Below are 20,372 nucleotides of genomic sequence, written 5' to 3'. Positions count from 1 at the left end.
TTGCCAAGAGACGCTCGCTCGCATCTAACGAAAACCGCCGCTGCATTTAGCTGCATCCATTGTTCGGATGCGTGCGATCCAAACAATCAATTTGTTCAATCAGCTTCTTGAAAGCTAACCCTTGTTTGGTGGAACATGGGCTCTGGTCGTCGACGCTGGCTTAATGCAGGGGCTGCACGCAGGAGATACAATGCACAGAGATCGCAAGCGGGTTAGCGGCATAATGGCTGGCCGACCGGTGTCATCCCCAGGCTGCTGCAGCGTGCGGCTTGTCTGTCCCTCCATGATCTCTCGGAAGACAGTTCCGAATACTGCGACCGGTTGCCCGCCTTGTGTGTCGCCTCGATCTCATAACCGATGGTGAGCTGCTCAATGGGCTATCCTTCGCCGGATAAGAGATGAAGTGCGAACGCTCTCGGGGATCATGCCGATCGTACGTACGTCCTGCTTACTCTGGTCAGGCATAGGGCGCAATTTGTTGGCCCAGCTATGAAACTCTTGCCGGAAGTTAGCTTTGCCGCGTGCGTGATGGCTTGAGCGGACTGACGCAACGAAGGCTCAAGAGTATTCGGTTCCTGCGGTCATTATGACGAGACCCAACGGTACCTTCAACATCGGCGTGGTTCGACTCGCCGCGCGAAAACAGGCAAATCTCGATTGAATCCGTCACGCGGTGTCAGCCTGGCATTGGTGCCTTCCCTTCTCAACAACTATCAAATCAGCATTCACGATAGCCCAGTTATCGTTCTCACGTGCCGTAACGCCGTGCCTTCAGTTTCCACGTTCGCGTCGAGCTCGCGAGTGGCCAGAGTTCGGAACAGAACGGTCGAAGTCTAATCGCCGCGAAATTCAACGGAGGGTCAGCGGGGCCAAGGGGGCAAAGTGCGACGGTGTCTAAGCCGTCTTTATGAGGGGAGAGGTACACATGGCTTTCCTGTTCCAGCAGCATCCGGCCGCATACCGAACCGATGCGGAGCTAGAATTCAGGTCAGACTTTCGCAACCCATGCGCTGCGGGTCGAACGCCGTTTCCTTGGGAAACATGGCTCAGTGGCGACAAAGCATTTGTCCTCGCCTTAGCCGCCTCGATTGCGCTCTTGGTCGGGACGCAGAGGCAGGCCCCCAAGATCAACGACGCGGTCATAAGCGAGCTGCGAACGATTCAGATCAACGATGCATTGCTCCAGCGCGACGTCGCCCGTGCTCGGACCGACATGGAAGTGGACCACTCGGTTGCTTCTACCGGACAGGCATTGCAAAGGAATCTTGAAGACTTGCAGCGCGATTTCGAGATTTCGCCCGATGAGGCCTCCGGGCAATCCAGATTGCTCGCGCAGCTCGTAAACTCGATCGAAAACACGCAGGCTGCCATCTCAGCCTTGGTCAAGCATAATCAGCGTATGCAAAGCTCTCTCGCAGATCTTGCTCGTTCAATTGACCGCCTTGAGGGCGGCAAGCTTGAACTCTCCGAACTGATCGTGTTTTCAGTCGAACCGGGGCTTACCCTCGCCTCACAGATGGAGCTTCTCGAAAGATTTACTCCGGGCCAGGCCCGAGCTGTCGCGGATGTCGTGGCCAGGTTCCGCCCTGTCCTGTCTTCTTTATGGAGGTTGGAGCAAGCTGCCGATCAGATCGCATCCCTCGACACGTTCTCCAAGGCTGCCGAACTGGAGCGAGAGCATCTGAAAGGCTACAGTTTGGCCGGCGCGCAGGCGCAGCGTACGTGGCTTTTCTTTGGCTCTGTGTCCATATGCCTTTGCTTGGCAGCGATCATTAGGGCGTTCAGGCAGCATCTGCGGACCAACCGGTTAGAAAAAAGGTTGGAGCTTGAAGAGGAATTGAGCGCGATCGAAGCTCGCTTCAACGATAGTATAGCAAAGAATGCCTCGGCGCGCTGTTCCACCGAAGCAGCCCTTAGACTCATTCAACGCGTTTTCGATGCGGACCAATGCGCGCTTACTCTGGTGGATCCGAGTCTCATCAGGCATACCGAGTACTTTGTGGCGAACACGTGCATGCGCGTCTGGAACGTCGCGCTTATTGATGAACTCGTTTCACTTGTCCGCGCCGGACGGCCAGTGTTTCGCGTCATCCCGGCGGCGGAAATGGTTCGGACCGCCAGAGGCTCTTCCGGTGTTTGTCAAATTGTTGGTTGCAGCGCCTCCGGTCAGCAGGTTGCCGTTTGCATCCTCGTCTTTGAAGGAGATCGCTCACTCCCTTCAGCCGACGACCTCCGGGTTCTTGCCAGTTCTATTGCGCGTCTAAGCAACCATCTTGAAATGCAGCGTATAAATGCGGAACGCGACCTTCTGGTGAATCGATGGGAGCATGTGGAAAGGCTGAGGACTGTCGGCACAATCGCAAGCGGCGCTACACATGAATTCAATAATATTTTAGGATCAATAATTGGATTTTCAGAGATCGCACTAGGTCTTGTGCGTCGGCCCTCGAGAATTCAAAACTCCATCAACCAAATCATCTTAGCTGGACACCGAGCCAAGCTGATCGTTGACCAGATTTTGGCACTCAGCCAAAAACGCAAGCGCGTGGCAGTGCCTTTCAATATCTCCGAAATTGTAATGGACCTTGCGCCACTGCTGCGCATTACAGTTCGTGCAGATGTTCAGTTGCATTTCAAGATCAACGGGCAAACGGTTGTCGAGGGCAGCCCAACTGAGATACAGCAGATCCTTATGAATCTGTGCAAGAACGCATCGGAGGCTGTCTTGAACGACGGCCGTGTCGAGGTTGGCGTTTCTCGGACCCGCATCTGCGAAACAAAGCGGTTGGCTCAGGGCACCTTGAGACCTGGAGATTACGTTCTGCTCTCCATCAGCGACGATGGCCCAGGAATCGCAGGTTCGGTACTTCCGCATGTCTTTGAGCCTTTTTTTACCACACGCTCTCGCGTCGGCGGGACCGGGCTGGGTCTTGCTGCAGTGGACAGGCAGGTGTGCGCGCTCGCAGGATGCCTAGACGTCAACTCGGTTGTTGGCCGAGGTACGCGCTTTGATATTTACTTGCCAGCCTCCGAGGAGGAGCCAGTCAGCGCTGACGTCACTTTCGGCCCATACAACGGATCACCGGCCAACGGCGGAATCATTGCAGTCGTGGAGCCCGATCCAGCAGAGTTGGAGATTCACAAGGACAATATCGCCGCGCTGGGTTATGAGCCGATCGGCTTCGCGACCTTCGAAAGTCTCTGCGGCTGGATCGAGAGCGGGAAGGCAGCTGACCTGCTGATTTTGGCGAAGACGCCTTTCCTCGAGCGAGGACGGGCCGAGCCCGTATGCCCCACCATCATGGCGGTGCCTTTCATAGTCATCGGTGACATCGACCCCATGCCGGTCACATCTGACAATCAGGCCTTCGTCCTTCGGCTAGCGAGACCGGTCTCGTCCAGGACAATAGAGCATGCGATTCGTATAATGATGATGGCGTGATGCCGCCGACGCGCTCATTCTATGCAAGTAATGTGAGAAGGCCTGGCAAAAGACATCGAAGCAGAACAAAACGACGCGTCGCATCACAATGGACTTATCGATGCAGAGACGTTGTTCTAGCCTTAGTGCTTGTTAAGGAGGTCGGTTACTGTCTCTCCCCGTCGCCGGGCATCGGCGGCAAGCCATACCTCTCCCACCTCGTACAGGTCACCTTGGGTGTGGAACGGCACAATGACGTCAACGGCAGCCGACAGCATGTCAAGAAGCGTTCGATCTTCCACAGCGGCTCCTTGCGGGCTGCTCTTGACGAGGGAAAAGAGCTTTTTGAAGCCCTGGACCGGATCAGCCCCATGGATCGTTGATATTGATCCCGCATGGCCGGAGACGACTTCGCTAAGGTAGGCCCATGCAGCATCATCGCGCATCTCGCCGAGCAATATTCGATCAGGGCGCATGCGCAAGCTCGCTTGCAGCAGTTGCTCGGCTGTCACCGCACCTACGCCGGCTCGGTCCTTTGGATAGAGTAACCGGACATGGTTCTCGTGCGGGATTACAAGCTCCAGCGTGTCCTCGATACTTATCAGTCTCTCTTGCGGGGGTATAGCGTTGATCAAAGTCTTGCTCATTGTCGTTTTGCCGCTTCCAGTAGGTCCGCAAAGCAGCATCGTGAGCCGTCCCGAAACACACGCTTGCAAAAACTTCTCCAAGTCACCATCGTCGTATTGCTGAAGAATAGTTTCGTCCTGCCGCTCTTGGCGCTGTTTTCGTGACCGCCATTGATTCCAACGTGAGTATTCGTAGCGAGAAGAAACTTCCTTCAGTTCGGTCACACGACTTGAAGGACGCCGTATCGTCAGGCTTACTGTTCCTGAGGGAACAGCGGGCGGCAAACAGATCTGCAGCCGCTCTCCGTTCGGCAGCTCAGTCGCACAGAGGGGGCTTTGCGGTCCGACATCTTGCTTGCGCAGCGCTCCAGCGAGAATCGCGATGTCCTCCAGATCGTTATAACCTAGCGGTAGCGGATGTTTCGTGAAGACGCCGGCTTGTCGCACAAACGCTTCCCCAGGCCGGTTGATAGCGACCTCTTCGGTCCTCGGCTCCTCAAGCCATTTCAGAACGGGGTCGAGAAGCAAACGCAATTGAGGGTCAGCCTCCGATCGCATTGTTGTCTCTCCGGCGTTGGCGATGTTGGGGGGCTGGCGCCACGACAGTTGCCGTGAGACCGTATACATCCGAGAAATCGAGGTCGCGAGCCACAAAGATGGATACAGCATCTCCCTGGTTTTTCTTCAGGGTTGGCGGAATGTTGACCGTCGCTCTCAGTGTCGTCTCGACGGCTTGTCCGCCATTGCTCTGGAAGCTGTTGATGCCGCTTCCTCCGCCAGAGCTCGCCGCGTATTGACCGGCCGCCTGGAACGCGCCTTGAAGGACGCTCATCAGCATTGCTCCGCCAAAGCGTTCCCGGAAGTGATTATCCACCGTGCCAGGCACTCCGGAGCGGCCGAGCTCGTCAGCACCCGGCGATGCTATCGAAACGAGGGCATGGTCAGGTGTTTCGATGCGCGTCCACAGCACGAAGACACGCGCATCCCCCTGTTCGAGACCGTGCTGGATCTCGCCAATCACGGTCGTCCCACGATCCAAGAGCACGACATTGTTGGTGGCGCCGCGGACGTCTTTAGGTAAGACGCACTTCACATAGCCGGGTAAATTTGTGTCGACCGCCGTTTGCAAAAGGCAAGGAATGATCGTTCCCTGAGTAATCACGAGATCAGGGTGCGGCAAAAGTGTGGCCCGGCTCGGCTCCTGTATATCTGGCTTCAATCGGCCTGACAGATCGCCACCGATCGAGATCTCATCCGCGGTCGCGGGAGCATCCTTGTGGTCGTCTTCGCTCCGCTGAGCCACGTCGGGCTTTTGACTGCCGCTGCTGTAGGCGAAAATTGGTGATTCCTCGGGCGGCGGTTCAGCTGCCGCGGGTTGCGGTGTGGATGGCGCAGGATCTGCCGCCTGCGCCGCCTTTGCAGGTGCTGGAGGTTCGGGAGCAAGCTCAATAGGCACGGGGCGGAACGGCTCGGCGTTGGGGGAAATTGGCGGGTTTGGCTGAGAGGGTTCGTCTTGTGTGCTGGGACGACTTCCGAGCCAGATGAGCGACAGAGATGAGATGAGAACAAGACCGGCGACGGCCAATTTCTGTGGTCCCGAAACATGCCGGCGGGCCGGCTCCGAGACCAACGATGCGGATGCATTTACATCGTGTCCCGACTGTGGGCCGGTTTCATTCATCGGCCCGAGCCTTTCAAAACGCGCCACACGTCGGGTCTCACTGTACCGGTGCCCGGCGCTCGTCCAACAGGATCATATGCCCTGTTGAAAATCGACAATACCGTATTGCCATCTCTCAGACGCCATTCCCGGGCGACTGCGGCTACTTCAACAAAGTCGCCTTTGACTGTGAAGTTGGCAGCGGCTTCCTTGCCGTCGGGATTGATAATGTAGAGGGAGGGTATACGGGAATTGCTTGCGAAGCCAAATACGGTGGTAAAGCCATTGTCGAAAACCTGCAGCGGCGCTAGCGATCGATCGCCCTTTGCGACGTAGTGAAAATTGCTTTCGTCGGAACTGGCAGTTGTACCGGGCCGATTCAACAAATCCTGAACCCTCTGTTCCTGCAGCACCTTTGCCCGGGCCTGACCAAGAATCGAGCGCTTTTCTGCTGCCTGTCTCAAAGCAGCGGCCTCATCACCGGGATAGGTGAACTGCACACTGTAGTATAAGTCAGGTTGCTGCTCATCTAGTTTTGGCATCGCTCTCGTTGAAATGCTGAAGACATATCTGCGGGTACCGGACTCACTGTCGGCCAGAACGACGACCGGCTGCGGCGGCAGGATCCGGCTGGCCTTAAAGAACAGGTAGTTGGCGCGTGGGAGCGCAGCCAAGTCTTTGCTATTGGAAACGGCCACGGCTGCGACGGTCTCGTTGGCCGCGAATGTGACGACCAGCGTTGCCCCCACCGCGGTCGACAGGCGCACCACTTCGTCGGGACGGTAAGCCAAGTAGCGCATCCGCGCATCATGCTTGCCGGCAAGCGGGGTGTCTTCCGCGGAAGCCTCCAGCGTTAAGAGTAGTGAACAGGCCAGTGCCAGAAACGCTCTTTTTGTCATGGCTGCACGTCACCCAGGTTCGACACGCTATCTTCCGAGGTTTGATAGGAAGTGACGAGTAGACCTCCCGGATTGGTGAGCCTTGATTGGGCAGGCAGATCTGTCAGGCGCTCGTAGCGGATGGTTGCTGTCCAGGTGGTCACCAACGGCATCTGCCCATCGATGGAAAGGGTGCGTTTGTATCGGATCTGTTGAACGTCCGGACTGATGTCGTTTGAGGAAATATGCCCGACTTCGAGCTTGCCGAGCTTGCCGACTGTGACTTGCGGCGAGGTGGGATTCGGATAATTGAAGAAATCTTGATATTGCTGCCGCACAGCCGGTGCGCTGAAACTGGATACGAGGTCATAGCCGTATTGGGCGGAATCGGCTGTGTAGCTCTCGCGCAGGCGTACATATTCCCACAGCGAAGCATTTATGACGGCTCGCTCTTGGGTTGCCGGCAGTCGAGAGACTGACACTTCGCTGTCAACTGTTCCATCCGGGCGTACCCAGAGGAACACAGGTACGAGCTTGGCCAACGGGACCATGGCAGCGATGGTAAATGCCTGCGCAACATTTCCTAGGACCGCCGCTGCCGCAAAGGCTATGAGGGCCTTTGACAGGCGCCGCGCAGACTTCGCTCGTGAAGTTTGAAACGCTTCCACCTTCTTATAGTGGGCGGCTAGCGTTTCTCTCTCCACCAGAAGGGCATGTTCAGGAAATTTCACTTGGGCTCTTTCGCACATTCGACTTGAAGATCTTCAGGGGAGGTTTCCCATTGTCCCACGTTCAGTTGGAATGGCGAACCCGTGCAAGTCGCAAGCTTATCGGTTGTCTTGCAGGCCGCCAAAGCCAGTATTGACAAAAGTAGATAGTATTTCATGTTGAGGTACCGCCCTTGTCGATTGATTAACCACCTGCCGTTTTGGCAATGCGGCGATTGAGGCTGCTAAGAGATTGGTTCGCACCTGCCCAAGAACCGCCGGCTATGCTGCTGGCGATCGTCGGAAGCGCGACGATCAAGGCGTCACCAGCTAGGAAAAGCATATCGAGCTCGTAAAGCCCGATGATCTTGGCTGCTGTCGTACCCTTGTATTTGATCACCGCAAGCATGACTCCCAGCGCGACTGATTCGGCCGCGATAACTATCGTTGCAACGATGTTGAGGAGGACAAGCAGCAGCCCGTATGAGAGCAGTTGGCCGATCCATCTGGTAGCCATGTCTCGAGTGTGATCAAAAAGATAGCCTACAAGAACGAGGGGGCCGATCGCCAGGAGCACCTTCGTCAGAATTCCAACGGCATCATAGATCTCGAACGCTGTCCAGAGCGAGCCGTACAAAATCCATTGCGCTCCCTGGAAGGCAAGTATGTCCTGCTGATTCATTGGCCCAATTTCGGAAGCAATCCGCTGAAAGGCACTCTGACTTGCAGCGAACATTACGTCGAGCTTCTGGGGGATACCGATGAAGGGCAAGGCGCTTCCGCTGATCTGGTGGGCAAGCTTTGGAATCGTGTCGTCGAAGACCGATTCAATGTACAGCTGATAGTTGGCCTGCCCTAAGATGAGGGCGACGACAATCGATACCGTGACTACGCGCGAGATACCTCCGCGCGCGTCGACTTGACCGCGCATGACCAGAAAGCCTTGGATTATGATCCAGAGCGTGACGCACGCAACCAGAGGCGCACTGACCGCCTCTTGGACGTTTCCAATCACTTTGTGCAGCCCCACCGTAAAGGCCCCATGAAAGATCGCGTGTATGGCCGTGAATGGCGCAGGAATTCTGAAAACCATTGCGTGAACCTTATTTTGCCCCTGATCAGCGCAGATGAGCCGGATGAACTAAGCGTCGCTACTCAAACATTCTGGCGGTGTCCTGGCGTTCGCGACGCTGCATCGCGGCCTCCTCTGCGGCGTGAAGGCTCGCTTGTGCAGTGGCCATCGTCAGCAGACTCGTGGCCTGGACATTTTGGATAATCGCATCATGAATCTGCTTGAGGACCAGACCGTTGGTGACGGTGGCCTGCACAATATTTCCCGAGCGGGAAAGCTGACCAAGCGTGTTGTCGTTGGCCTTAAGGCGCTTGTCCATTACGCCCAGAGTGTCGGCCGCAAGAGCTGCGGCATTGATGGCACCAGCGATTTGTCCCTGTAACAGTTTCGCTTCTGAATCCGTGCCGTCGACTTTCCGGTTTGGGTTGTCCGCAATTGCACGCGCTTTAATCGAAGTTGGCGCCTGACCCTCAAACATCTGCCTCTCAAGCTGATTGCCCGACGGGTAGTGATTTCCTTGGTTCAGTGAACTTAGCAGCCCCGTGACACCGAATGACGACTTTAGTATCTCCACCATTTCCATCGTGGAAGCGAGCGTCTGGGCTGACTTTATCAGGATCTGCGCAGTGGAAACCGCTGTTAAGCCCGCTTGTGTTACTACCGCCGGGTCGATGACGACAAATTGCGACCGGGCCTGTCCGCTAAACAGAAAGGAAGCGGCAAGCGTCGTTGCTGCAAGCGTGGGAAATCTCATGAATATTCCTCCGTCAGTCTTGAATTTCGTTGTAACGAGCCATGAACTTGTCGAGCCACGCACTTGGGGCATCTCCGTGCTGGTCACGAAGCTGGTCGACAAAGCGCACGGTGTTGGCCCGCCCCGAGAGTACGGCTACATACTCGCGCATCTGGCCAAGATCGAATTCGCAAACAACACTCCCGCTCTCGCGCTTGAGCAAAAACTTGCGGCTGCCAATTGCCATTCCCTGGCGGATTGCCTCGAACTCCTGCGTGGTGCACTTCAAGCCATCGACATACGCGGCCCGGTCGGCCGTCGGTGATGGGTAGAAGATCTTGGTCATGCATTGTGCAACGAGACTGGCCCCGAGGGGCGATTCAAGCACGTGTTCAGGCTGCTGCGTTGCGAGTATCAACATGCCGTTGTTCTTGCGGACGGTGAGCAGGAACTTGTCGATAACAGCCGAGAACTGCGGGTTGAGCAGATAGAAGCGAAATTCGTCGCAGCTCATGACGAACCGACGGCCATCGACAACAGCGCCCACGCGGTGCAGAAGATATGCGGCGGCCGGCGCACAGACCTCCTCAAATTCCAGGAGCTGCGTCATGTCGAAGCCGGTAATGGAGGCATCCAGCCTGACTTCGTCCTCATCGCCGTCAAAGGCCCATCCAAGCGCATTCCCTCTACACCACCGCTGCAGCCGTGCTCCCGCGCCCTCCGAGGGGCTGTGCAGCAGGAATTCGCGCAGGCCCGCAAGTGAGCGCATGGCGGGTTCGAACGAAAGTTGACGAAGAATTCCACGTTCCAGTCGACGGCTTTCCTCCGGCGAGATCGGACCACGGCCATCACTCTCGATGAGGGCCATCAGCCATTCGCGCAGAAAATCCAACGAGGCGGAGGTGTTGTCCAGTCCGCGCAGAGGGGCCAAGCCGCTCGGAGCGCCTCTGCGCAACGCAAGGTATGTCCCTCCCGTGGCTCGCACCAGCAGTTCACCACCCCGGTCTTTATCGAAAAAGACGATGGCGCCATTGCGATCGACCACGCTTTGCTCAAGCATCGCGAGGATAAAGGTCATCAGCGTCGTCTTGCCTTTGCCGACGGGTCCGAATATCGCCGTCATGCCGACGTCATTCTCATGGGGGATGTAGTCGAAAGACGTTCCACCGTTTGTGCGAAAGCGCGCAACAGCTTTGCCCCAGTGGCCGGAGCTGGAACCGCTGGGGAAGTTCTCAAATGAGACAAGCCCGGCAAAATTGTACGAGGTGATCGCCCCGGGGCGCGTGCGCCACCTGTTGTTCCCCGGGAGTTGGGACCAGTACGCGGCCTCCATGCCGATACCCTCTTGGACGATAACGGCGCCTGTGTCGGCCAGCCTTGCGCGCGCATTTGCTGCGCGATCTGCAAGGCTATTGAGGCTGTCGCCATAGACGCACAGGCTCAGATGATGCGAACCCATGACGAACTCGTTGCTTGCCAGTGCGTCCTCTGCCTCGGCAAGTTCATTGATCTGGGTGAGAGCCTTGTCGCCGGCGCTCGTCATCTGGCTGGATTTAAGGCTAAGCTTCGCATGAGCTTGTGGCCGAGTGAGGAAGGAAAAGCTCTGGCTCAGGACAAGCGGGAAGTTGGCGGACAGTAAGGGATTTAGCATGCCTGGCCGCGTCGTCGCCGGATATTCACGGAACGAAAACAATGATCCCACGGAGCTATCCCCGGGTCTTCGAATCTCAAGCGCCCGCTTCCCGCAGATGACCCGATCAGTGTAGATCGAGGCGCCAAGCGAGCCGGTAACCATCGGAACCGGAAGAAACCGGCAAGTCATTATCAGTCGAAGCGCCTCACCAATTTCCGTGAAGAGCACGTTGCCTTTCTCGCGAATACCCAACCGGCGCAGACCGTAACCGCCGAGTGAGCCAGCAATGATCTGCCAGAGGTCCTCCAGGCTTCGCAGTTGTGTGGCCAGATCGTTGTCATTCCGTCTGGGGGATTTGGCAATGCGCCAGCCGATCTTACCGATTGCGGTGCGGGGGGACACGACGATAGTGAGGAAGTGATCGTTGCGAAAGAGCTTGCCCGACAGCACATGGCGCTCATAGGCCTCGCTCAGACTGCCAGCAAATGCACTTTGAAACTGGCGCGATGCCGGCTCCGGCACATCGTTGTTGCGCACAAGATGAGCGTATAGCGTGACATTGTCATCCGCGATGTTGCGCAAGAGAGTGTTGAACGCGCGGCAGCGCGAATTGCGCATCTCTGCGTCTTCCAAATCAAAGGGCAGGCCGTTCACGTGTGCCATGGCCATGATCGATCCGTCTTCCAGCAGGACAACCTGATCGCTGAGATGACCGACATACGGAAGATAGATCTCGCCAGATCTCTCGGTCCGGCCACTGGCGCCAAACATTACACCATTCCTCTTCCGCGTTTCGGCACTCTGATCGGATTGACGCTGACGCTCGCGCCACCCCAGACCGGCCCGTCCACGCTTCTGCCGGCCGTCTGCAAATAGAGGAGCGCTACGCTTGCGGCGTTATAGTCACGCTCAACCACCAGCCGTGCCCCGAACCAGAGTGGCACGAGCACGATTTCATAAAGTGGGTTTTGAAGGACAATGATGACGAGACCAGCCAACATCATCAGCAATCCGGCCAGCGTCAGCGGCACCCCCAGAAACAGTGCGGGACGTGTCGCCGCCACATAGAGGGTGCTCACTTCCAACCGGTCGCTCATCAGCCACCGCCTATGAGCGCCTTGCCCAGGAAGCTTGCGCCGAACATGATGACGATCCCTCCAACGACACCCGCAACCAAGCCAAGTGAAGCACGACCGAACATCCAAGAGATGCCGATGGCCACGAGTCCGAGCACCGCCAGTGATTGTCCGAAGGGGCCAAGTATGAAGGTGCAGATATTCTGGACCATCTTGGCGGGATCCGTCCCTCCGGTCACCTGAGCCGAGGCTGGCCCGATGGAGAAGACCGTCCACGCGGCGCCTGCAGCAGCGGCCGGTACATATTCAGCCGTCGTGCGCAGCATGGAAAAAGGCGAAGGAACACGCGTTTTAAGCGCACGAAGTATTTTGAATGGCTTCATCATTGTATCTCCATGGTTCAATCGAATACGAGTTTGTTCGGGTTCGAGGGTTCCCGCTCTTCCGCAGCCTGGCTGCCTGTCGGGCCGGAGGGATCGGCCCCGGAGCGGTTTGACTCATACGAGCCCCAGATGTCCCAAGAATTTTGGTTGGGCTGCTTTCCATTGGCCTGTTGGCTCTGTTGGAGCAGAGGCGGCACGGCTTTCCTACCGGATGCCTCAAGGTGTGGCGCATCTGGAGCGGTCGGCTCCAGCGTTCGCTCGAGATGACTCGCGATGTCCTTTGCAGCCGACTCGACCTTGCGTACATAACCGTTGGTGAAGCCACGCGTGACGTCGCCCGTGTTGTAGGCCGAGATGGCACGGCGAAGCGCCAGTTGCTGCGCCGGAGCAGTCGTGCCGCCGGCATACCGGCTTTCAAGCAAGTGGGCGGCGGCCGATAGCGAGGCGCAGGGCTCGAAAGCCTTTTCCGGCGTGAGATTGAGGAAGGAAAAGTTCTTGCTGTTTATCTGCATCAATCCGACATCGACAGAATGTTGTGCTTCGAGGCGGTTCTTGATGCCCCGCGTCGCTTCCAGGCGGTCTATCCAGCGAAGCTGCTCACCTGTGGTGTTGTCATGAGCCACCAGCGTTTCAAAGCCACTTTCAATTTTGGCAATCGCGGCGAGCGTGGACGGCGCAACCCAGGGAGCGCATTTGCGCGACAGGCGGTGGAATTCACGGGGCGAAAGTGGCGCGGGCTCGGCTGGGAATGACATGGATGTCAACAGGGCGATGGCCAGCGGCCAAGCTGCAATAAACATTCCTATCCCCTACCTTTCGAAGCGTCAGGACCGGTTCTGGCCCTGTCCGGCACGCGCTTATCGGGCAGGTTTGTTACTGCGTGATGTTCAAGTTCAGCTTTTTCGGTTTCAACTGAAGCAAAGAGCTTGTTCGTGTCCGGGTGCATGGGCACCTTGCGCATGCGCGGGTTGCGCGGGCGCGATCAGCCGGCACATCTCGACCATCGTGGTGGATCATTCCAGCGCGGGATTGCCCGTCCCGGCCGTCCGTTGCTCCTGCAGCGTCAACCGCGACTTGGCATGGGCGGTGATGGAACCTTGTGTCAGCGCCTGGCCGAAGGACAAAATGGCGAGCTTGGCGGGTTCATCTCAGGCTGCGGAAGCTTGGGTCGATCGAACGCGAGAACCGACTAGGGCGCCGAGCTGCCCAATGTTGCGGCATGCTGCCGTTGTTGCAAGAGACAGCCATGCGCCCTGCATACTCAGGCATTGGTTGAAACCGCGAGTTCGTCCGCGAAGCTCGTCGGAGGCGCAAATACGCGGGACGAGGGTCAACTGGGAAGACGTGGCGGCGCAGCCGGCCTGGTGCGAGACCTGGTTCAGTTGTTCGGCCGCGCCGCGAACTGGTGGTCACGCACAATCCCATCGGCAGAAACCGCAGGCGGATTGACGCAGTCCGACAGCGCTCTCGACAAGTACAGTGACAGGCTCAAAAGGAAGGTATTGCATCAACCGAGAAATGTTAGCTCGCAAGGTAGCCGTAACCGTAACCGGACCTGCCGATCGCCGGGAACAGGATTGGCGCCGCCGGCCACCTCCCAATGACCTGCCTTGGGCAGGAGACATACCGTTGGCACAAGGCCACTATAGCGAATCACGGCCGTTCTTCGTCCAACCGCCTCTGCGATCAGTCAACCGCCGCGCTGCTCCCCGCGTCCGAGCCGCACGCACGAGCGGGAGGATTTCGAGGTGATCCAGGTCCGCAAGCGCCAGAAACGGGAAGAAGATGCAAGGACATGGCAAGCGACCGGGCGTCCGTGCCGTCGTAATCAAGTGGTGTTGGCAGGCCTACACCAACGGCGGAGCTCGCCAATTAGCGAAGGACCACTCGGCAGGGTCATACCGGCGCTTGCAGCTGTGTGGTGGCCACCGGCTGCCTGGATGCGATCAATTCGCTGTGGATGAAAAGACCAGGCCGAGCAACGGCCTCACATTGGCCGCACGCACCGGCGAGTGGTAGCAAGGGGCAGCTGTCCTGCGTTGGTGCCCCAAGGGTTGCTCGGCAACAGCTTTAGACAAGGGGATTCAAGATTGAAGGTGAGCCGTTGAAACATGTTCTTGTCATTGACGATGATGCCGCAATGCGACGCCTCATCTCCCAGTATCTCATGATGCATGCCTTGAAGGTGACCGCAGTCAACGATAGCAAGCAGTTTAACTACGTTCTATCGCATGAGCCAGTTGATCTCGTGGTTGTTGACCTCAACCTAGGCCGGGAGGATGGGCTTGCCATCGTCCGCAACCTGGCGACAAAATCGGATTTACCCATCATAGTGATCAGCGGCGACCGGCTTGATGAGGCGGAAAAAGTCGTTGCGCTTGAGCTCGGCGCAACCGATTTCATCCCCAAGCCTTTCGGGCTGCGCGAGTTCTTGGCCCGCATTCGAGTAGGGCTACGCCAGCGCATTTCCAGTCCGCGGACGAAAGATCATCGCTCATTTCGGTTCGGAGCCTGGAAGCTCAGCGTCAAGCAGCGGCGACTGATCTGTGCGGAGCGTGGCGAAGTCAAGCTTACCGCATGTGAGTTCAACCTGCTGATCGCGTTCCTGGAGAACCCCCGCAATGTCCTATCCAGAGAACGGCTTTTGCTCGCGAGCCGTGTGCGTGGAGAAGAGGTCTACGATCGAAGTATCGATGTCCTAATCTTGCGCTTGCGCCGAAAGCTGGAGGCTGATGCGGCCAATCCAAGGCTAGTCAAGACATGCCGTGGTGCAGGGTATTTCTTCGACGCTGACGTAGACGTTAGCTACGGAGGAACCTTGGCCGCGTGACAGGAGCTATTCTGGAGATTGGCTGACGAGGCTGATGAAGCGTGGCGGTGTTTTCTGGCGGCCCTTAGCTCGGCGCCTGGATGTCGGACCCAAGGCAGCATCTCGTCGATCTGGCTGGATAGGCTGTTGACGATCCTGGTGGTGAGGACGTCGGCGAGATAACCGAGTGACTCGACACCATTGAGCCTGCAGCTTTCGATCAGCGACGCAATGACTGCCCAGTCACCGCCGTTCGAGCCGGCGAAGAGCGCGTTCTTGCGGACGGATTGAGCGCTCGACGGTGTTGTTGTCGATCTCGGTGCGACTGTCGTCAACGAAGCGCGAGAGGCCTTCGCAGCGTGAGAGCGTGTAGCGGATTGCCTCGGCGACCCTTCTGACCGATCAGGCCGAGCTTTCACGCAGCCAAGGTTCAAGATGGCGACAATAGCGCGGCTATTTTCCCGACGCGTCGCACGGCGTTCATCGGCCGATCGGCCGCGGATATCGTCCTCGATCTTATTGAGGCGGGCGATCGTCTCAGCGCCTCGCTGGCGATCGGCGAGTTCCAGGCCTACATCGCCTTCCAACAGTGCCAGTCTGATCAATTACGGCGAGAGCTACCGGTCCGGAGATCGCATCAGCCTCTCCGTCGCCAAAAGAGCTGTTCTGCTTAGCCGTCGAGCTCAACGCCCAGCGTCGGAGCGCTCTCTGCTCCTGAAGGAAGCCATGAGGTCCGCTCGGGCTTGATCGGAGGCTTGGCCGATAGACGTTGTGTTTGCGTCGCTCGGCTGCCGCCCGATGGCGAGGCTTTGCGAATTGTCAGTCCTCTGCCTTTTCGCCGGTCTCAACGGCGCTGTGTAACGTTCAGTGTTGATGATGACGCCCCCGCTGTTCACGCGGTTGCTCCTGTGCAGTGTACTCGTCAGCTTGTCCTCGGCCTCGCGCGTCTGGCCCAAGTGCCGTTCCAACGGCGCTGGCGGGACCTGTCTGGCTTGCTGCTCTTGCAAGGCGGCGTGTTGCACCTGCGACCCGGCTGCTGCCAAAGCTTCGGCGGGGCTTGCGGCAAGCTCGTGCGGCAAGCGCCCCTCTCTCAGTCGGTTTTGCAGCGCCTGCCGATCGGCGACGAGGTAGTTGAGGTGCAGCGGCAGCTGCTGGTCTGGCCGCTCTTCGTTCGCCAATCGACGAACCAGCTCGCGCGTGCCGTCCACCACGAAGACGCCGCAGTCAACAGCGTTTTTCTGCTGCGCCATGTCGGGTGTTACCAGGGTCGCGTCCAGTCTTGTAGCGAGCTTTCGTGCAGGCGCGTCGTTGTATCGCTGTTCATTTTGCTGGATGGAGTCGTAGTGATAGGCGACCGCTCTTTCCGGATCGCGGCGATCTACGAGGAGCAGCGACCAATGGGTGCCGCGGTCAATACCCACCCCATCGTTCACTGGCACGAACAGGAAGTCGGATGGGCCGGCGTTTCGATCATAAATCGACTGCAATGTGCCTCGCGCGTCTTGCTGCTCCATGTGGCGCAGCAGATGGGAGACCGACGGATCGACCAGCCGCGTCCGGGCGGCGAGCGCTGGATCAGCCTGCTGCAGCTGCTGCTCGAGGAATTCGTAATCCCTCTGGATATGTTCGTCGCCCAGCAGTTGGGTGGCCTCGAGCACCGCCCCCCGGGGGAGGTTGGACGAGCCTGACGGAAGGGCTCCGATGTGTGCATCGGAGGAGGTGGTCAGATCGACCAACGGAACGCCGAGATGGGTGTCTGAGAGCCTGGCGGTCGCTGGCAAGGCGGGTCCCGGAGCCCTTACCGATACTGCTGCCGCTCCAGCTTCCCTCATCGCACCGCGATGGAGGAGCCAAACGTCGTTGCCCCCCTCCGGCCTCCGGGCGGTGTAGCCGTGACCATTAATATCGAAGTGCCATTCCGGCTTTTCCGCATCCGGCAAGAGGCCATGGCGGTTCAAGAAAGGGAGCATCGCGTCTGGGACGCGTTGAGTCCCATGGGAGAAGCCTTTGGGGGCGGCGGATGAGACGTTTATAAAGTCCTCGATCGCAGCGGGGGGTGCCTCAGACCTTGCGGAGGGCGCCTCCGCATGCAGCCTTCCGATGTGTTCGGCCCCTGTCCCTTGAACCGGTACCCCTTCCAATGGCAATTCACCCAACTGCCGGATGGGGGGGTGCATCGGCACGCGGCCGCCTTCGCTCGGCGGCTGCTGAATGGCGATGCTTTGCGGATTATCAGTCCCCTGCCTCTCCGCCGGCCGCAACGGCGCCGTCGAATGTTCATTGTTGATGATGAACCGCTCGGGTGGCAGGAGGTTGCCCTGGTCAAGCGCATCCGGCCAGGGCCGGTGTTGGCTGACAGCTAACGCTGGCGGGGCGGCGGCCTCAACTCCGGCGTGCCCAGAGCCGGCCGCTGCCAAAGCGTCCGCCACGATCCTGTCTGACGCAGGCTTCGCATCGCGAACCCGTTCAAGCGCCAAGCGGAGAAAATCGTTGCCTGGAAACAACACCTCGGCGAATTCGATCCGCGAATCATGATCCAGCCCAGAGATCGTCTGGCCCCGCCTCTCAAGCGCCTCAGAAAATCTGCGAAGACTACGACCATAGGCAACACGGGTGCTTGGGGCCAAGCTGCTGTCACTGGTCACTTGTTCCAAGACATGCGCATCTGCCTTTGAAGGCACCGTCACTGGCCACCGGCCAGTCGCTGAATAGCCCGGCTCATGATACGCACGCAGGACGTTCAACGCCGGCCTTATATCCCTTATGTCAGTGTCTTTCGGAAAGAAGGTATTGAGGTGATCGACCAGGGATTGGTGATTTTTTAGATCAGTCGCTTGGCCACGAGCACCGAGATCATTCGCCAATCGGCGAAGCGCATTCGAGTATATTCGCAGCGTCGGCGCGCTATGGTGTTGCTGAGCCTCAGCATGGGCGATCGCCTTATCAATCACGTCCCGGTGTTCGTCGGACAAGTGGGGATAGCGGTTAGCCGGGGCACCAACAGTCGCTGAATAGCCCGGCTCATGATAGGCACGCAGGACGTTCAACGCCCTCTTCATATCATCGTTTTTCGGAAAGAAAGCATCGAGGTGATCGACCAGGGATTGGTGATTTTTTAGATCAGTCGCTTGGCCACGAGCGCCGAGATCATTTGCCAATCGGCGAAGTGCATACCTGTATTTTAGGACCGTGCTCTCGCTATATTTTTGCTGAGCCGCAGCGTGGGCGATCGCCTTATCGATAAGGTCGCGGTGTTCGTCGGACAAATGGCGATAGCCGGTGGCACGGGCGCCACTCGCGACAGGTTCGGCTCGGCGCGGCTCGGCCACGTGCTGCTCAAAGCCCGCTTGCCGCGCTTGGCCAGCATCCGGCAAGGGGCCAGGGCGGTCCAAGGAAGAGAGCATCGCGTCTGGGACGCGTTGGGTCCCATGGGAGAACCCTTGGGGGACGGCGAAYGARACGTTTATGGAGTCCTCGATCGCAGCCGGGGGCGCCTCGGACCTTGCTGAGGGCGCGGCTCCCGCATGCAGCCTTCCGATGTGTTCGGACCCTGTCCCTTGAACCGGTACCCCTTGCAATGGCAATTCACCCAAYTGCTGCATGGGGGGCTGCATCGGCACGCGGCCGCCTGAATTGCCGATTTCGCTCAGCGGCTGCTGAATGGCGGCGGCTTGCGGCGTATTCAGGGCCCTCTGCCTCTCCGCTGGCCGCAACAGCGCTGTGTCATGTTCATTGTTGATGATCACCCGCTCGGGTGGCAGGTGGTTGCCCTGGTCAAGCGCATCCGGCCAGGGCCGGATCTGCTGTTGGCTGGCAGCCAAGACTGGCGGAGCGGCGGCCTCAACTCCGGCGTGCCCAGAGCTTGCGAAAGCGTCCGACACGCTTCTATTGGGGTCCTCCGGTCCAGCACGCATCCCTGGGTTGCTGAGCGAAGCCGAGGCGGCTTGATCATCCTGCCGCTGCTGAAGCACTTCGCGGAACCCCTGTTCCAGTCGCAGAAGCTCCTCTGGATTGGTTGGCGGCTTGTGAGCTCGATTATCGAACAGCGGCCGCAAGGCCTCGGGAACCTCCGCGCTGAAAGAAGGCGAGGTGGCTTGATCACCCTGCCGCTGCTCAAGCACTTCGCGGAGCCCCTGTTCCAGTCGCAGAAGCTCCTCTGCATTGGTTGGCGGCTGGTGAGCTCGATCATCGACCAGCGGCCGGAGCGCCTCGGGAACCTTCGCGCTGAAAGAAGACGAGGTGGCTTGATCATCCTGCCGCTGCTGAAGCACTTCGCGGAACCCCTGTTCCAGTCGCAGAAGCTCCTCTGGATTGGTTGGCGGCTTGTGAGCTCGATTATCGAACAGCGGCCGCAAGGCCTCGGGAACCTCCGCATTGTGAACCCGCTGCAGCGCCAAGCGGAGTTTCTTGTTGCCTGGAAACAACGCCTCGGCGAGTTCGGTCCGCGAATTGTGATCCAGCCCAGAGATCGTCTGGCCCCGACTCTCAAGCTCCTCAGAAAATCTGCGAAGAAGTCGACCATAGACGACACGGGTGCTTAAGGCCAACTCGCTGTCACTGCTTAATTTTTCCAAGATACGCGCATCTGGCTTTGAAGGCACCGCCGCTGGCCACCAGCCAGTCGCTGCATAGCCCGGATCATGATACGCACGTAGGACGTTCAACGCCGTTTTAATGCTCTGGTCATTCGGAAAGAAAGTATCGAGGTGATCGACCAGGGATTGGTGATTTTTTAGATCAGTCGCTTGGCCACGAGCGCCGAGATCATTCGCCAATCGGCGAAGCGCATTCGAGTATATTCGCAGCGTGTCCGCGCTCTGGTTTTGCTGAGCCGCAGCGCGGTCGATCGCCTTATCAATAACGTCCCGGTGTTCGGCGGACAGATGGGGATAGCTGGCAGCAGGGCCGCCAGCAGTCGCTGAATAGCCCGGCTCATGATACGCACGCAGGGCCTTCAACGCGCTCTTCATATCAACGTCTTTCGGAAAGAAAGCACCGACGTGATCGACCAGGGATTTGTGATCTCTTAGATCGGTCGCTTGGCCACGAGCGCTGAGATCATTCGCCAACCGGCGAAGTGCAAACGTGTATTTTCGGGCCGTGGTCTCGCTATATTTTTCCTGGGAGTGGGCGATCGCTCTATCAATAAGGTCCCGGTGTTCGCCGGACAGATGGTGATAGCGGGAAGCACGGGCGCCACTCGCAACGGGGTCGGCTCGGCGCGGCTCGGCCACGTGCTGCTCAAAGCCCGCTTGCCGCGCTTGGCCAGCATCCGGCAAGGGGCCAGGGCGGTCCAAGGAAGAGAGCATCGCGTCTGGGACGCGTTGGGTCCCATGGGAGAACCCTTGGGGGACGGCGAATGAGACGTTTATGG

The 20,372-nt window shown here is 58.3% G+C and carries 14 protein-coding genes and 1 pseudogene; 2 read left to right on the top strand and 13 right to left on the bottom strand.

Features of this window, described 5'->3' with window-relative positions; all coding sequences use genetic code 11:
• Positions 1-925 precede the first annotated feature (925 nt).
• On the top strand, positions 926-3,442 hold the full coding sequence (locus AC1D1L_RS26130) for an ATP-binding protein (protein WP_436175204.1): 2,517 nt from the start codon (positions 926-928) through the stop codon (positions 3,440-3,442).
• Between the two features lie 122 nt (positions 3,443-3,564).
• On the opposite strand, the gene virB11 is transcribed toward AC1D1L_RS26130, so the two are convergent.
• Genes virB11 through AC1D1L_RS26075 form a run of 11 tightly spaced genes read right to left on the bottom strand, consistent with a single transcriptional unit; the run spans position 3,565 to position 12,989 of the window.
• Complete coding sequence (gene virB11 / locus AC1D1L_RS26125) at positions 3,565-4,605, bottom strand: P-type DNA transfer ATPase VirB11 (RefSeq protein WP_069091240.1); 1,041 nt, start codon at positions 4,603-4,605, stop codon at positions 3,565-3,567.
• Positions 4,589-5,728, bottom strand: a complete 1,140-nt coding sequence (gene virB10, locus AC1D1L_RS26120; protein ID WP_136621949.1) for a type IV secretion system protein VirB10 — start codon at positions 5,726-5,728, stop codon at positions 4,589-4,591. Before virB10 ends, virB11 begins: the two co-directional genes overlap by 17 nt.
• Complete coding sequence (locus tag AC1D1L_RS26115; protein WP_436175203.1) at positions 5,725-6,606, bottom strand: TrbG/VirB9 family P-type conjugative transfer protein; 882 nt, start codon at positions 6,604-6,606, stop codon at positions 5,725-5,727. The genes virB10 and AC1D1L_RS26115 overlap by 4 nt, the downstream gene beginning before the upstream one ends.
• Positions 6,603-7,316: a type IV secretion system protein VirB8 gene (locus AC1D1L_RS26110; RefSeq protein WP_027033433.1), complete on the bottom strand. Its 714-nt coding sequence runs from the start codon at positions 7,314-7,316 to the stop codon at positions 6,603-6,605. Before AC1D1L_RS26110 ends, AC1D1L_RS26115 begins: the two co-directional genes overlap by 4 nt.
• Positions 7,313-7,471 (bottom strand): type IV secretion system lipoprotein VirB7, encoded by a 159-nt coding sequence (locus tag AC1D1L_RS26105; protein WP_080680416.1) that lies wholly within the window; start codon positions 7,469-7,471, stop codon positions 7,313-7,315. Before AC1D1L_RS26105 ends, AC1D1L_RS26110 begins: the two co-directional genes overlap by 4 nt.
• 26 nt (positions 7,472-7,497) lie before the next feature.
• Complete coding sequence (locus tag AC1D1L_RS26100; protein ID WP_436175202.1) at positions 7,498-8,385, bottom strand: type IV secretion system protein; 888 nt, start codon at positions 8,383-8,385, stop codon at positions 7,498-7,500.
• Positions 8,386-8,443: 58 nt separating this feature from the next.
• Complete coding sequence (locus AC1D1L_RS26095; protein WP_436175201.1) at positions 8,444-9,118, bottom strand: TrbJ/VirB5 family protein; 675 nt, start codon at positions 9,116-9,118, stop codon at positions 8,444-8,446.
• Between the two features lie 13 nt (positions 9,119-9,131).
• Positions 9,132-11,501: a type IV secretion/conjugal transfer ATPase VirB4 gene (gene virB4 / locus AC1D1L_RS26090; protein ID WP_027033430.1), complete on the bottom strand. Its 2,370-nt coding sequence runs from the start codon at positions 11,499-11,501 to the stop codon at positions 9,132-9,134.
• The gene (locus AC1D1L_RS26085; protein ID WP_006329140.1) at positions 11,501-11,827 is read right to left on the bottom strand and encodes a type IV secretion system protein VirB3; all 327 of its coding nucleotides are present in this window, start codon (positions 11,825-11,827) and stop codon (positions 11,501-11,503) included. The genes virB4 and AC1D1L_RS26085 overlap by 1 nt, the downstream gene beginning before the upstream one ends.
• A complete protein-coding gene (gene virB2 / locus AC1D1L_RS26080) occupies positions 11,827-12,192 on the bottom strand; it encodes a pilin major subunit VirB2 (RefSeq protein WP_032925931.1) in 366 nt (121 codons plus the stop codon). Before virB2 ends, AC1D1L_RS26085 begins: the two co-directional genes overlap by 1 nt.
• 14 nt (positions 12,193-12,206) lie before the next feature.
• A complete protein-coding gene (locus tag AC1D1L_RS26075) occupies positions 12,207-12,989 on the bottom strand; it encodes a type IV secretion system lytic transglycosylase VirB1 (RefSeq protein WP_436175200.1) in 783 nt (260 codons plus the stop codon).
• A gap of 1,304 nt (positions 12,990-14,293) precedes the next feature.
• Here AC1D1L_RS26075 and virG point away from each other — a divergent pair.
• The gene (gene virG / locus AC1D1L_RS26070; RefSeq protein ID WP_436175199.1) at positions 14,294-15,019 is read left to right on the top strand and encodes a two-component system response regulator VirG; all 726 of its coding nucleotides are present in this window, start codon (positions 14,294-14,296) and stop codon (positions 15,017-15,019) included.
• Positions 15,020-15,108: 89 nt separating this feature from the next.
• Here the strand turns inward: virG and AC1D1L_RS26065 are convergent.
• Together AC1D1L_RS26065 and AC1D1L_RS26060 are read right to left on the bottom strand one after the other, a co-directional pair.
• Positions 15,109-15,560, bottom strand: a pseudogene (locus AC1D1L_RS26065) (IS66 family transposase); the annotation flags it as partial.
• 121 nt (positions 15,561-15,681) lie between these two features.
• The coding region (locus tag AC1D1L_RS26060; RefSeq protein WP_477344234.1) for a Ulp1 family isopeptidase at positions 15,682-20,372 on the bottom strand (4,691 nt) is incomplete at its 5' end.

This window comes from Mesorhizobium sp. P2_D6 (genome assembly GCF_056404315.1).
Note: the sequence above shows the minus strand (reverse complement) of the source record. Positions and strands in the feature narration are given on the sequence as shown.

Coding starts and splice junctions, on each gene's coding strand:
- AC1D1L_RS26130 (WP_436175204.1), top strand. CDS start 926: ATGGCTTTCCTGTTCCAGCAGCATCCGGCCGCATACCGAACCGATGCG.
- virB11 (WP_069091240.1), bottom strand. CDS start 4,605: ATGCGATCGGAGGCTGACCCTCAATTGCGTTTGCTTCTCGACCCCGTT.
- virB10 (WP_136621949.1), bottom strand. CDS start 5,728: ATGAATGAAACCGGCCCACAGTCGGGACACGATGTAAATGCATCCGCA.
- AC1D1L_RS26115 (WP_436175203.1), bottom strand. CDS start 6,606: ATGACAAAAAGAGCGTTTCTGGCACTGGCCTGTTCACTACTCTTAACG.
- AC1D1L_RS26105 (WP_080680416.1), bottom strand. CDS start 7,471: ATGAAATACTATCTACTTTTGTCAATACTGGCTTTGGCGGCCTGCAAG.
- AC1D1L_RS26100 (WP_436175202.1), bottom strand. CDS start 8,385: ATGGTTTTCAGAATTCCTGCGCCATTCACGGCCATACACGCGATCTTT.
- AC1D1L_RS26095 (WP_436175201.1), bottom strand. CDS start 9,118: ATGAGATTTCCCACGCTTGCAGCAACGACGCTTGCCGCTTCCTTTCTG.
- virB4 (WP_027033430.1), bottom strand. CDS start 11,501: ATGTTTGGCGCCAGTGGCCGGACCGAGAGATCTGGCGAGATCTATCTT.
- AC1D1L_RS26085 (WP_006329140.1), bottom strand. CDS start 11,827: ATGAGCGACCGGTTGGAAGTGAGCACCCTCTATGTGGCGGCGACACGT.
- virB2 (WP_032925931.1), bottom strand. CDS start 12,192: ATGATGAAGCCATTCAAAATACTTCGTGCGCTTAAAACGCGTGTTCCT.
- AC1D1L_RS26075 (WP_436175200.1), bottom strand. CDS start 12,989: ATGTTTATTGCAGCTTGGCCGCTGGCCATCGCCCTGTTGACATCCATG.